The 14,050-nt window shown below is 41.0% G+C and carries 10 protein-coding genes; all 10 read left to right on the top strand.

The annotated features are described in order from the left end of the window. Positions 1-63: 63 nt before the first annotated feature. Positions 64-1,284, top strand: a complete 1,221-nt coding sequence (locus tag AB5935_RS00770; protein WP_134770304.1) for a site-specific integrase — start codon at positions 64-66, stop codon at positions 1,282-1,284. A 12-nt stretch (positions 1,285-1,296) separates the two neighbouring features. Beyond that, positions 1,297-1,680, top strand: a complete 384-nt coding sequence (locus AB5935_RS00775; RefSeq protein WP_013617184.1) for a hypothetical protein — start codon at positions 1,297-1,299, stop codon at positions 1,678-1,680. A 637-nt stretch (positions 1,681-2,317) separates the two neighbouring features. Further along, positions 2,318-3,256 carry a toprim domain-containing protein gene (locus tag AB5935_RS00780; RefSeq protein WP_134770340.1) on the top strand — a complete coding sequence of 313 codons (939 nt, stop codon included), beginning with the start codon at positions 2,318-2,320 and terminating at the stop codon, positions 3,254-3,256. Positions 3,257-3,522: 266 nt separating this feature from the next. Further along, the gene (gene mobV, locus AB5935_RS00785; protein ID WP_134770305.1) at positions 3,523-4,830 is read left to right on the top strand and encodes a MobV family relaxase; all 1,308 of its coding nucleotides are present in this window, start codon (positions 3,523-3,525) and stop codon (positions 4,828-4,830) included. 310 nt (positions 4,831-5,140) lie between these two features. After that, entirely contained in the window at positions 5,141-5,719 is a 579-nt protein-coding gene (locus tag AB5935_RS00790; RefSeq protein WP_072541797.1) for a hypothetical protein, read from the top strand. A 192-nt stretch (positions 5,720-5,911) separates the two neighbouring features. Beyond that, positions 5,912-6,457: a hypothetical protein gene (locus AB5935_RS00795; RefSeq protein ID WP_234242205.1), complete on the top strand. Its 546-nt coding sequence runs from the start codon at positions 5,912-5,914 to the stop codon at positions 6,455-6,457. A 14-nt stretch (positions 6,458-6,471) separates the two neighbouring features. Beyond that, on the top strand, positions 6,472-9,087 hold the full coding sequence (locus AB5935_RS00800; RefSeq protein WP_134770941.1) for a UvrD-helicase domain-containing protein: 2,616 nt from the start codon (positions 6,472-6,474) through the stop codon (positions 9,085-9,087). Positions 9,088-9,437: 350 nt separating this feature from the next. Continuing rightward, positions 9,438-11,597 carry an elongation factor G gene (locus AB5935_RS00805; protein WP_368327308.1) on the top strand — a complete coding sequence of 720 codons (2,160 nt, stop codon included), beginning with the start codon at positions 9,438-9,440 and terminating at the stop codon, positions 11,595-11,597. Positions 11,598-11,859: 262 nt separating this feature from the next. Continuing rightward, on the top strand, positions 11,860-13,428 hold the full coding sequence (locus AB5935_RS00810; protein WP_008653739.1) for a sensor histidine kinase: 1,569 nt from the start codon (positions 11,860-11,862) through the stop codon (positions 13,426-13,428). 1 nt (position 13,429) lies between these two features. Next, positions 13,430-14,050 (top strand): response regulator transcription factor (locus AB5935_RS00815; RefSeq protein ID WP_368327309.1); only part of this gene is annotated, 621 nt, incomplete at its 3' end.

Raw genomic sequence — 14,050 nt, forward strand, 5'->3', positions numbered from 1 at the left:
CACCGATTTGCATATCAAGGTCTAACTCGTTGATATTTAACTTTGCAAACAAAAAAAACGAGTATGGCAAGAAGTACATTCAAAGTGCTGTTCTACGTGAACGGCAGCAAGGAGAAAGACGGTATTGTCCCCATCATGGGACGAGTGACAATCAACGGTACTGTGGCACAGTTCAGCTGCAAGCAGACCATCCCGAAAACCCTTTGGGATGCGAAAGGCAACCGAGCCAAAGGCAAGAGTGCCGAAGCACGGAACGTCAATCTGGCATTGGACAACATCAAGGCGCAAATCATCAAGCACTATCAGCGCATATCCGACCGAGAGGCATACGTAACGGCTGAAATGGTGCGCAATGCCTACCAAGGGGTAGGAAGCGAGTATGAGACACTGATAAAGGCTTTTGACAAGGATTGCGCCAACTTCCTGAAACGTGTCGGTAAAGACCGCAGCATCGGCACGTACAAGGTCATGGTAAGGGCAAGGAACTATGTCGCAGCCTTTATCAAGTCATTCTACAGACGGACGGACATGTCCATGCTGGAACTTACACCCGACTTCATCAAGGAGTTTGCGGCTTATCTTACGGCTGAACGGGGACTGAAAAACGCCACCATCTGGCTGAACTGCATGTGGCTGAAAGGGGTGGTCATGCGTGCGCACTATAACGGACTGATACCGAGAAATCCGTTTGCGCAGTTCCATATCAGCCCGAATGTTAAGGAACGGGAGTATCTGACAGAGGACGAAATCAAAAGAATCATGGCGCACGAGTTTGACAACCCCACCCTCGTATTGGTGCGGGATCTGTTTATTTTCGCCTGTTTCACCGCCTTGTCTTTCGTGGATATGAAAGAACTCACAACGGATGAAATAGTGGAGGTGAATGGTGAGAAATGGATATTGTCGAAACGGCACAAGACAAATGTCCCGTTCCAAGTGAAGCTGCTGGATATTCCCTTGCAGATAATCGAACGGTACAAGTATCTGTCGGAAGACAAGCTGGTTTTCGGGAAAATCAACTATTGGACGATGTGCAAACAGCTGAAAAAGGTAATGGCGGAATGCGGAATAGAGAAGCAAATCTCCTACCATTGCGCTCGTCATACGTTTGGAACACTGGCTCTTAGCAAGGGGATGCCCATTGAAAGCGTGAGCCGTGTTCTGGGACACACGAACATTGTCACGACTCAAATCTATGCGAAGATAACCACGCAGAAACTTGACAATGACCTGACGATGTTCGGCAACAAGCTGAACGCATCGTTCGGAAGTGTAACCCCATAACCAAGCATAGCCATGAAACGAAGCATCATAACAACAGACGGTAACGGCAACATCATCATGCCGACCGACATTAGCGCAACCGCCATGAGCGAATGGGAACTTTGCGACCTGTTCGGAGTAACCGCCCCGACATTCCGTGCAGGGCTGAAGGCTCTTTGCAAGAGCGGAGTTTTAAGGGAATACGGGATAAGGCGAAGCATACGGGTATCCGATAATTGCTGTATGGAGGTTTACAACCTTGAAGCGATAGTTACCCTCGCTTTCCATATCGGCACATTCGGAGCGGAACGGGTACGCAATGCCGTTCTTGAAATACTGTACCTGCGAAAAGAGAAAACAAGCATCTTCTTCTCGCTGAATACCAACGGTATATCCAAATCCGAATACTTCTCGTAGCTGAATGCCTGACATAATTCACTCGGTAAGTCAGTAATTCATTAAGTCAGTACGACAGACGCTCTGATTTTTTCTCCCGAAAAGCGTAATCCGACATTCGCTTTTCGGGAGTTTTCCGTTTGCACAACCCGTTTCCTGTCCCAAACCATCGAAAGTTTTTGTTTCGGGGGCTATTTGTCACCATTCTGCTGTGTTTTGCATAACAACCTATCCGATAATTGATTATATTTTTGCAGCTGGTAATTTTCAAACTTAAAACCATTTGATTATGTCAGCTATCGAACAACAGGACAGCCACAGACCGCCATCGGATGGCGGCATGGCAAAGGAAGAGTTTATCCGAGTGGGGACAACGCTCTATAAGATTGTGGAGCAGCCCAAACTGAACGGAGGGTATATAAGGAAACGCATCGCATGGAACAACGAGACCCTGCGACAGGATTACGGCAAGGATTACATCGGCAGAGTTCCCAAGTATGACGGCTTCTGCACAGTACCCGAACACATCGGCTACCGTTCCGTGGTCGGCAAGTTCCTTAACCTCTACGAACCGATAGACCACCGACCGCAGGAGGGCGATTTATCGCATATCCAATCTTTGGTACGGCACATCTTCGGGGAACAGTACGAGTTGGGGATGGACTATCTGCAAAGTCTGGGCTATACGCCTGTAAAGCAACAAGGCAGGAATCTGTGGTACAAATCACCGTTACGGGAAGAAACGGACGCATCGTTCAAGGTAAACACCGAGCTTGAAAAATGGTATGACTTCGGCATCGGCAAAGGCGGAAACATCCTCGCATTGGCAGCGGAACTCTACCGTTCGGAAGATGTAGCCTATCTGTTGAGACGCATAGAGGAGCGGACAGCATACATCCGCCCTGCATCGTTCTCTTTTGGCAGACAGCATTCCGACAATCGTACTTATCAGGGATTAAAGGTTGGAGAATTGTCCTCCCCTGCTCTTATAGCCTATCTGCAAGAAAGGGGAATAAACATCGGACTTGCCAAAAGAGAATGCAGGGAGCTTCGGTTTATGAATGCCGACAAACCCTATTTTGCCATCGGCTTTCCGAACATGGCAGGAGGATATGAAGTGCGCAACAGATACTTCAAGGGATGTGTCGCCCCGAAAGATATCACCCATATCCGACAGCAGGGCGGACAACGATGTATGTGTTACCTGTTCGAGGGGTTCATGGATTACCTTTCATTCCTTACCATCCGAGTAGAAAACAATCCGCAACACCCGCGATTGGACACACAGGACTATATCATATTGAACTCCGTTTCCAATCTTGCAAAAGCGGAAAGCATATTGGAGACCTACACCCAAGTCGGCTGTTTCCTTGACAACGACACGGCAGGACGGAACACTTGCAAGAAGCTGAAAGAGAAGTTTGGGGAACGGCTGCTTGACAAGTCAATGTACTATCGTGAGTATAAGGACTTGAACGACTACCTGTGCGGTAAGCCCTTGTCCCAATCGGCAGAGCCGATAAAGGAGAAGAAGCAAGTCCAATCCGCAAGGCGGATGATGCAGCCACCGAAAAAGAAAGGGGGATTTCATCTGTAATGTGCTCGTCTGCTTTCCGAAAGGTATTTAGACAGAAATACCATAGCTCAATAGGGCGTTTTCTTCACGCATTACTCCGTAACGCTAAAAACACCCTATCGAGCCAAAGGGAAATCCCTTTGGAAACCCTGTGCAAACGAGAGCAGAAGCCAAACTCGTTTGGATTATGCCGAGTGCAGCAAGGGTTCATTTGCATAATAAACCCTGTGAGCCGATGCCACAGGCAGAGAGAAGAAACATAACGATAACCGCAAAATAGAAATAAAATGGGATATTTTTCATTGGACATTAAGAAAGCAAAGGGTACATCGGACACCACGCAGTCCGACCATATAGAGAGAAAGATAATACCTAAAAACGCAGACCCGACAAGGACACATCTGAACAGGGTGCTTGTCGAATACCCCGATGGCGTTCACGGCAGGGATGAAGCGATTGCCCACAGACTGAACACGGCAGGCATCAGACGGAAAATCACACACGACCAAGTCCGTGTCGTTCGGGTGGTTTTGTCGGGTACGCACGAGGACATGATGAACATACAGGAAAAAGGAGAACTCGATGAATGGCGCAACGACAGCATCCAATGGCTGCAAGCCACATTCGGCAAAGACAATGTGGTTGCCGCACATCTGCACATGGACGAGAAGACTCCGCACATCCACGCAGCCGTTGTTCCCATCGTGACGGGTGAAAGGCGCAAAGCCAAGAAAGAGCAAACGGACGGTAAGCGCAAGTACCGCAAGAAAACAAATTCCGTCCGCTTGTGTGCCGATGACCTGTTCAACCGCCAGACCTTGGTCGCCTACCACGACAATTACGCAAGGGTGATGGCGAAATACGGATTGCAGCGTGGGGTACGGGGTTCGGAAGCACGGCACACCACCACCATGCAGTATTATAGGGACTTGAAAAAGAAGAATGAAGTCCTCGAAACTGAAACCAGACTGTTGCAGGAGAAGAAAGCCGAGGCGCAGGAGGAACTGAAGCAGGTGAAAGCGGAAATCCGTACCGACAAGCTCAAAAACGCAGCCACCGATACGGCAACCGCCCTTGCAAGCAGTGTGGGCTCTCTTTTCGGAAGTGGAAAGATGAAATCGTTGGAGCGCAGGAACGAGGATTTGCAAGACCGCATCCTTGAACTTGAAAACGAAACCCGACAACGGGAACGGCAACAAGCCAAGCAGATACAGGAGATAAGAAACGCTTACGAGCAACAGCACCGCAAGCTGTCGGAGTTTGCGGATTTTGTCAGACGCTACTTTCCATATGTGGAGAAGCTGATGCCTATAATAAACTTCCTGCGTGACCGATTGAAGTTCAATGACGGAATAATCAGAAGACTATGCGAGTTCAAGGAGGTCGGGATAAAAGGCGAACTCTATTCTTCCGAATTTAACCGAAGTTTTGATACCCGACACTCCGTCTGCTCTATCAAACAGGATGAAAACGGTAAATTCGATTTCAAGATAGACGGGGTTTCTCACGTGAACTGGTTCAGAAAGAAGATGAATGAGTTTAGAGAAGCCATCGGAATACCGAAGCCAAGACAGAATAGAAGTATGAAACTGTAAATCAAAAAAATCCGTGATAGTAGAATGGTATATCACGGATTTTTCATACTTTTGTATTGGATTGAGGCTACTCTTTCCAAAACATATTAGAATTAAGAAGAAGCGTTATGCTTATCTTGTACTTGAAAACGTAGGAAATTTTCAATTAGATGCAAGGATAGCATAGTGATTCTCACGCATATAGCGTGGGCTACTATTGTTACATCTGCATCTATGGTTTCCTACGACCTTCAAGTAAGAGTGTGGCTTTGTAGTTCACGCTTTTTCGTAGGTTGGACTAAAATGTTTATTAAATATAATACAACAAATTATGAAGAAGTTGATTGTATCATTCGCATTTGTTTTAATTGCTTTGACATCGTATGCTCAAAGTAGTTCCGAACACCTTACCTTTAAGGGAATTCCCATTGAGGGAAGTATGACTGAATTTTGTCAGAAGTTAAAAGCTAAAGGATTCACTTCTATTGGCAGTGAAAACAATCTTGCATTGTTTATGGGAGACTTTACAGGTCGTAATGCAACTATAGGTGTAACAGCTACAGATGATGGGAAAAGTGTATTTGCCGTAGCTGTGTTGTTTGACCCAAGTGGTGAATGGAATACGCTTGTTAATACTTATAACTATTATAAAGATTTATACACCCGAAAATATGGCAATCCGACTATTTCAAAAGAGAAGAACCCTGCCCATTTGGATTCCAATACAGCTTTAATGGCAGAAGTTCATCAAGGAACTGTTGTTTGGGGTAGTGCTTGGGAGGTAACAGGAGGAAACATTGAATTATCGATAGAAAAGACTTCTGGTTTTTATGAGGGTATGGTAATGATTCGTTATCGTGATTCTCAAAATGTAGAAACTAAAATTCAAAAAGATTTAGAGGATATTTAGTATCCTATGTATGCGACTTATTCAAAATGTGTCTGGTACATGAATCCGTTAATTGTCAAATAATAACATAACAGAATTATGAAAAAGCTTTTCGTATTATTCGCTTTAATGGTTATAGCTTCTACATCATATGCTCAAGTCTATAAAATGTATAAGACTCGGAACTATCATAATCAACTTCGCTTAAATACAATGACAGGCGAAGTACAACAAATTCAAGATGATGGTCAGTCTTGGGAAATTTGTAGTGCGAGAGAAATTTTAGGAGATAAAGAAGGACGATTTCGCCTTTATGAAACACAGAATATGTGGACATTCATAATGCTTGATACATATACAGGTAAGAATTGGCAAGTCCAGTTTAGTGTCAAGGGTGAGGATTACATGTTTGCTGCACCAATCAACATATTTTCTCTTGCATATCCTGAGAAGTCGTCAAATTGGACTAATAGATTTCAGATGTTTGCCACTGAAAACATGTGGACATTTATATTGTTGGACTCATATAATGGACGACTATGGCAAGTTCAATATAGTACACAAGATTTAGACAACCTATTTTGTATTCCTATAAATAAATACGAATTAGTAGAAAATAACGAAAGGTGTATATTCTCTATTCAGCCACTGACAAGTATGTATCAATACTATCTTATAAACGATAATACAGGTGATATGTGGAAATTTCAGTGGAGTACTAAGGGTGATGATTATAGATGGATTGAAAGATTCAGATAAATATTACTTCCAATATGCAGCCATTGTTCATTTGGGTAATTTGTATAATTGCTATTTCGGTTATTGTAATAGCGATGGTACGAACACGCCTAAAAAACAAATCCAAAGAGCTTGCAGAAAAGCTAAACCATATATCTGCATATAGCGAGAAATCAAATTATGAGCAAGCAAAAGAGAGATTATCGGCTCTTAAGGAGGGGGCGTTTATAGATATTCCCTCAGACTTAAATAATGGCTTTTATGGCAGGGTAATCTCCGCAACGCAAGAAAAAGATTTCATCAATCATTATAAGGTGCATTTCCAAGAGGCATATTCACTTCTGAAGAAACTTGAAGCATTTAACATCACTCCATCAGAAACCATATCCAAATTCATTAACGACTTTGGAAGAATCAACAAACTTGTAAAACAACACAATGATGGTGTTATAACCTTTCTACTTGACACGCACAGGGACTTTTTTGACCATTGCCTAAAATACCCATTAGACAAGCAACAAAGACGCTCAATTGTTTCAGAAGAGGATAATTGTTTAGTAGTCAGCAGTGCAGGTAGTGGTAAAACCTCTTCAATTGTCGGTAAGGTTAAATATCTCACCGAAATCAAGGGTATAGCACCTGAAAGAATTTTACTTATCAGTTATACCAACAAAGCAGCAGCCGAACTAACCGAAAGAATGGCGACCAATGGATTGAAAGGCTACACATTCCATAAGTTAGCCATTGATATTATAGGCAAAACGACAGGTACAAAACCATCTATTTGCGACAATACAGATTCATTGTTTGTAGATATATATCACAAATTGTTAGATAAATCGTCTTTCAAGAAAAGTATAGTGGAATACTTTATTGATTACCAAACGAATGAAGCTGATTGGGAACAACGCAAGAATGAAAGACGGGAGCAATTATCAGGACTAAAGAATGTGCAGCTAAAGGCGATGTTTCCCGATATGGACGGCAGAGCCATATATGTGAGAAGTGAACAAGAACAAAAAATATGTTTTGCTTTGTCCTCGCTGGGAGTGAAATTCAGATATGAAGAACCATACGAACATCAATTAGCAGATGAGATGCACTCACAATATCGTCCCGACTTCTCAATATATTTTAAGCAAGGAGGAGTAACCAAACGCATCTATCTTGAACATTTCGGAGTTGATGAACACGGGCTTGTTCCTGCTTGGTTCGCAAAAGATAAGGGTATAACCTACGAAGAAGCCAATCAGAAATACAATGATGGTATAACTTGGAAGAAAACTGCTCACGAGAAATTTGGCACACAACTTTTAGTAACATCAAGTGCAGATTTTCATTATTCTGATATTAGGGATAAACTCCGTAAACTATTAGCTGAAGCAGGTGTACCAATTCAAGAAAAGACCGATGAGGAGTTATACGATTTAGTACTACCCAAAGGCAGCAAGCAGGAAAAGGCGTTTATACGACTTGTTGTTACTTTCGTTACATTGGTAAAATCAAGTTGTAAATCAGTTAAAGAGGTTTTGAAACAAGCCAAAAATGCAGATGATGAACGAAGTGTGTTTATCATCAAGAATATATTTCAACCTGTATATGAACGCTACATAAATGCGTTAAGCGATAGTAACCAAATTGATTTTACCGATGCTATTCTTCAAGCCACTGAGATATGTCGTACTTCACACCCTGTTGAATATGATTATATCATAGTGGATGAGTTTCAAGATATTTCTGTTGACCGTTACAACTTCTTGAAAGTATTGCGAGAGGGTAATCCTCCTGCAAAGTTGTATTGTGTGGGTGATGATTGGCAGTCTATTTATCGTTTTTCGGGAAGTGATATGGCTCTATTCAATCAATTCCCCGAATATTTTGGAACAACGGAGATAAACAAGATTGAAACGACATACAGATTTGGAGAGCCTTTGGTTTCTTTATCGTCGAACTTTATACAACGCAATAAAGCCCAAATACAAAAGAATATCCATTCGTTCAGCTCAGAAATGAGAACCGAGTTGGAATTCTATGCTTATGATAGACGAGATTACTGCAATACGATAGGGCAACTTGTAGCTTCTATTCCATCGGATAAATCAATATTCCTATTGGGGCGTTACTCTTTTGATGATTACTACCTCTCTTTTATGTACCAATCAATTAAAGAGGGTAATAGATTCTACTATGTGATAGGAGGACGAAAAATAGAGTTTTTAACCGTACATAAGTCAAAAGGTCTTGAAGCGAATTATGTAATACTCTTACAATGCAATAAAGATACATACGGTTTCCCATCACAGGTGAGTGACGACCCTGTGCTTAACTATGTGCTCACTAAGAGCGACCAATTCCCATACGGAGAAGAAAGAAGATTATTCTATGTTGCAATAACAAGGGCTAAGATAAAAACGCTTGTATTATACGATAAGCGTTTCCCGTCTGTATTTGTGGATGAATTCTTGCACCCCGAAAAGGTGTCAGAAGAAAGCTATGTAAAGCACCCTAACGCCAATAAAAGATGGACAAGAAGTGCAGACCAATTTTTATTGAAACTGCACAATGAAGGTAAGAGTGTCAAATATATTGCAAACAAAATGGGTAGAAGTCAAACTTCGATTGTAATGCGATTAAACAAACTAAAAAAATAGTCGAACTTTTTCTTTGATGTACCTTGTGTGCATCGGACTATTCTATTATTTTTGTACACAGAAACGAGTTACTTGAAAGCAATTCAAGGTAGAACGCAGCAGATTGTACCGTTGCCAAGTCATTACCTCAAAAACGGGTAATTATCCCAAAGTCCTTTGTATAAGGTACTAACAGAAGTTTTCCAGAATTACAAAAAAATAATGCTAATATAGAATATCTGTCGTAAAACATAGTTTAGTAACACTATCCTTTAAGTTGTTTTTTTTCTCTTTATTTTCTAATTTGCGCTCCACATTTTTAGGAGATATGAAACACATATCCGTTTGTTAATAATTAAACCTTAGATATCATGAAAGTATATCAGACTAACGAAATTAAAAACATTGCACTTCTTGGCAATGATGGCTCAGGTAAAACCACCCTCACAGAGTCTTTGCTCTTTGAGAGTGGTATTATAAAACGTCGTGGCAGAATTACTGCCAAAAACACGGTTAGTGATTATTTTCCGGTAGAGCAAGAATATGGTTATTCAGTGTTCTCTACCGTTTATCATGTAGAGTGGAATGGAAAAAAACTAAATATAATTGACTGTCCGGGCAGTGATGACTTCGTAGGGGCTGCCATAACCGCGCTTAATGTAACCGATACTGCTATTTTGCTACTGAATGGACAATACGGTCCCGAAGTAGGCACTCAGAACCACTTCCGTTATACAGAAAAACTAGGCAAACCAGTTATCTTTTTGGTTAATCAGCTTGATAACGAGAAATGTGACTATGACAATGTACTCGAACAGTTGCGTAGTATTTATGGCTCTAAGGTAGTTCCCGTGCAATATCCTCTTGAAACGGGACCTAATTTTCATGAACTCATTGACGTGCTGTTGATGAAGAAATATTCATGGGGACCAGAAGGAGGTGCTCCTACAATTGAAGAAATTCCTGATTCTGAGAGAGAAAAGGCATTGGAGATGCATAAAGCTTTGGTAGAGGCTGCTGCTGAAAATGATGAGACATTGATGGAAAAATTCTTTGAATCGGAATCATTGACTGAAGATGAAATGCGTGAAGGCATCCGTAAGGGATTGGCTGCACGTGGTATGTTCCCTGTTTTCTGTGTATGTGCAGGTAAAGATATGGGTGTCCGTCGTCTGATGGAATTTTTAGGTAATGTTGTTCCATTCGTATCAGATATGCCTGTAGTTCATAATACTCGTGGTGTGCCTGTGCCTCCCGATGCTAATGGACCTACTTCTCTTTATTTCTTCAAAACTGCCGTTGAACCCCATATCGGTGGTGTGCAGTATTTTAAAGTGATGAGTGGAAAGGTACACGAAGGTGATGATTTAACTAATGCTGATCGTGGCTCTAAAGAGCGTATGGCACAGCTTTTTGTTTGTGCCGGAGCTAATCGTATTCCGGTGCCGGAGCTGGTAGCCGGAGATATTGGTTGTACTGTGAAATTGAAAGATGTAAAGACTGGAAATACCTTGAACGGCAAAGACTGTGAAAACCGGTTTAATTTCATTAAATATCCTAATGCTAAATACTCGCGCGCCATCAAGCCTGTAAATGAGGCTGATGTAGAGAAGATGATGGTTATATTGAACCGTATGCGTGAGGAAGATCCTACTTGGGAGGTAGAGCAATCCAAAGAATTGAAACAGACTATTGTGCATGGACAAGGTGAGTTCCATCTCCGTACCTTGAAGTGGCGTTTGGAGAATAACGAAAAATTGCAGATTAAGTTTGAGGAGCCTAAGATTCCTTATCGTGAAACAATCACTAAAGCAGCTCGTGCCGATTATCGTCACAAAAAACAATCAGGTGGTGCAGGGCAATTTGGTGAGGTTCATCTCATTGTTGAACCTTATTATGAAGGAATGCCTGTACCCGAAACGTATAAGTTTAACGGTCAGGAATTCAAGATAAATGTGAAGGGGACTGAGGAAATACCTTTGGAATGGGGTGGTAAATTAGTCTTTATTAACAGTATTGTGGGGGGATCTATTGATGCTCGTTTTATGCCTGCTATCTTGAAAGGGATTATGAGCCGGATGGAGCAGGGTCCGTTGACTGGTTCATATGCGCGTGATGTACGAGTGATTGTTTATGATGGTAAGATGCATCCGGTAGACTCAAATGAAATCTCCTTTATGCTTGCAGGACGTAATGCATTCAGTGAGGCATTTAAGAATGCTGGGCCTAAGATTCTAGAGCCAATTTATGATGTGGAAGTTTTCGTTCCTAGCGACAAAATGGGTGATGTAATGAGTGATTTGCAAGGTCGTCGTGGTATGATTATGGGTATGAGCAGTGAAAGTGGATATGAAAAACTGGTTGCGAAAGTACCTCTGAACGAAATGTCTTCTTATTCCACTTCTTTGAGTTCCTTGACAGGTGGGCGCGCTTCGTTTATTATGAAGTTTGCCAGCTATGAATTGGTTCCGACGGATGTACAAGAAAAATTAATGAAGGAATTTGAAGCTAAAGAAAATAAAGATGATTGATAAAGTGTAAGATTTCATACTTAGAGGAGACGTATTTCGTTAAAAATACGTCTCTTTTTATTTAAGATAACTTAAACTTTTAGGTTTGTTATTTGGTTTTGAACTTAATTTTTTATTATTTTTGCAAACCAACTGGCGTAAATTTTGTTATAATAGTCAGAATCTTAGCTTAAATGACTTTTTCGGTTAATTATAGAGAATAGCCGTTTAAATTTGGTTAATCTATTATGTAATGAGATTTAGCGCTTTTAATTTTGCTGACATGAAAAAGTCTACTATTTGGGTATTAGGTATTGTAATGGGACTATCATTTCTTAGTTTATTGTATTTGCAGGTAAGCTATATTGAAGAAATGGTGAAAATGCGCAAAGGACAATTTGATGAGTCTGTTCAGCGCAGTTTAGTCCAAGCGTGTCGAAATATTGAGTTGGTGGAAACTAAAAAGTACCTTGAGGATGATGCGATTGCTACAGAAAAAGCAGCACAGTTATCCAGGGAGCAGTCCGAAGAAAAAAAGGGGGAGGGAAGTGGTAATGTGGTAGCGCATACACATGAGTACTCCATAACTTCCGATGGATTGAACGGTTACTCTACTTTTGAATTGAAGATGAGGTTCAGTGCGAATCGTCCTTCTAATATTCCTAAAGCGATTATTTCGACTGGTAAGAATATTCCTCAGACTTCAAGAGCCTTGCAGGAAATAATTAAAGACAGATATGTGTACCAACGTGCATTGTTGGACGAAGTGGTCTATAACATTTTGTATACAGCTAGTGACAAACCCTTGAACAAAAGAATCAACTTTAAACAGTTGGACTTGTTTTTAAAGACAGAATTGCTGAATAATGGCATTGATATTCCTTACCATTTTACGGTGACAGACCGTGACGGGACGGAAGTTTACCATTGCCCTGATTATACCAAAGAGGGTAGTGAGAATACATATCCGCAGGTTTTATTTAAAAATGATCCTCCGGCTCGTATGGCAACAGTAAATATTCACTTCCCTACATTGAACAGTTACATATTCAGTTCTGTTAAATTTATGATCCCGTCACTGATCTTCACATTTGTATTGCTTGTGACGTTCATTTTTACTATCTATATCATCTTCCGTCAGAAGAAGTTGACCGAGATAAAGAATGATTTCATAAATAATATGACACATGAATTCAAGACACCTATCTCTACCATATCGTTGGCAGCTCAGATGTTGAAAGATCCGGCAGTGGGAAAATCTCCTGCTATGTTCCAGCATATATCCGGAGTGATAAATGATGAAACCAAGCGTTTGCGTTTTCAAGTGGAAAAGGTGTTGCAGATGTCTATGTTCGAAAAGCAAAAAGCGACGCTGAAGATGAAAGAGGTGAATGCAAATGATTTGATAGCCGGTGTTGTCAATACTTTCACGTTGAAGGTAGAGAAATACAATGGTAAAATCACTTCGAATTTGGATGCGGTAAATCCGGATATATTTGTAGACGAGATGCATTTTACAAATGTTATTTTTAATTTGCTGGACAATGCAGTGAAATATAAAAAACAGGAAGGCGAATTGTTGTTGAATATACGTACTTGGAATGAATCGGGTAAGCTTTATATCTCTATCCAGGATAATGGAATAGGTATTAAGAAAGAAAACCTGAAGAAGATATTCGATAAATTCTATCGTGTGCATACTGGTAACCTGCACGATGTGAAAGGCTTTGGTTTGGGACTGGCTTATGTGAAAAAAATAATTCAAGATCACAAAGGGACTATACGTGCCGAGAGTGAATTGAATGTAGGAACTAAATTTATAATTGTATTACCTTTATTAAAAAATGAATAATATGGACGAGAAATTGCGTATCTTGTTATGCGAAGATGATGAGAATCTTGGCATGCTATTGAGAGAATATTTGCAGGCAAAAGGCTACTCGGCCGAACTTTGCCCGGATGGTGAGGCTGGCTACAAGGCTTTCCTTAAGAACAAATACGACTTATGTGTATTGGATGTGATGATGCCGAAGAAAGACGGGTTTACTTTAGCACAGGAAATTCGCCAGGCTAATGCTGAAATTCCTATTATCTTCTTGACTGCTAAAACTTTGAAAGAGGATATATTGGAAGGCTTCAAGATTGGTGCGGATGATTATATTACTAAACCGTTCAGTATGGAAGAGTTGACTTTCCGTATCGAGGCTATTTTGCGTCGTGTACGTGGTAAGAGAAACAAGGAAAGCAATATCTACAAGATTGGTCGTTTTACTTTTGATACTCAGAAACAAATTCTGGCTATCGATGGAAAACAGACTAAACTGACTACGAAAGAATCCGAATTATTGGGCTTGCTTTGTGCTCATGCTAATGAGATTCTGCAGCGTGATTTCGCATTGAAAACTATTTGGATTGATGATAATTATTTCAATGCACGAAGCATGGATGTGTATATTACTAAGTTGCGTAAACAT

Origin of the sequence: Phocaeicola sp. RTP21198st1_B8_RTP21198_201120, from assembly GCF_040929485.1 — a bacterium.
Classification (GTDB): domain Bacteria; phylum Bacteroidota; class Bacteroidia; order Bacteroidales; family Bacteroidaceae; genus Phocaeicola; species Phocaeicola dorei.

What these genes read in the sequence shown, in the direction of transcription:
- AB5935_RS00770 (WP_134770304.1), top strand. Translation starts at nt 64, where the DNA reads ATGGCAAGAAGTACATTCAAAGTGCTGTTCTACGTGAACGGCAGCAAG.
- AB5935_RS00775 (WP_013617184.1), top strand. Translation starts at nt 1,297, where the DNA reads ATGAAACGAAGCATCATAACAACAGACGGTAACGGCAACATCATCATG.
- AB5935_RS00780 (WP_134770340.1), top strand. Translation starts at nt 2,318, where the DNA reads ATGGACTATCTGCAAAGTCTGGGCTATACGCCTGTAAAGCAACAAGGC.
- mobV (WP_134770305.1), top strand. Translation starts at nt 3,523, where the DNA reads ATGGGATATTTTTCATTGGACATTAAGAAAGCAAAGGGTACATCGGAC.
- AB5935_RS00790 (WP_072541797.1), top strand. Translation starts at nt 5,141, where the DNA reads ATGAAGAAGTTGATTGTATCATTCGCATTTGTTTTAATTGCTTTGACA.
- AB5935_RS00795 (WP_234242205.1), top strand. Translation starts at nt 5,912, where the DNA reads ATGACAGGCGAAGTACAACAAATTCAAGATGATGGTCAGTCTTGGGAA.
- AB5935_RS00800 (WP_134770941.1), top strand. Translation starts at nt 6,472, where the DNA reads ATGCAGCCATTGTTCATTTGGGTAATTTGTATAATTGCTATTTCGGTT.
- AB5935_RS00805 (WP_368327308.1), top strand. Translation starts at nt 9,438, where the DNA reads ATGAAAGTATATCAGACTAACGAAATTAAAAACATTGCACTTCTTGGC.
- AB5935_RS00810 (WP_008653739.1), top strand. Translation starts at nt 11,860, where the DNA reads ATGAAAAAGTCTACTATTTGGGTATTAGGTATTGTAATGGGACTATCA.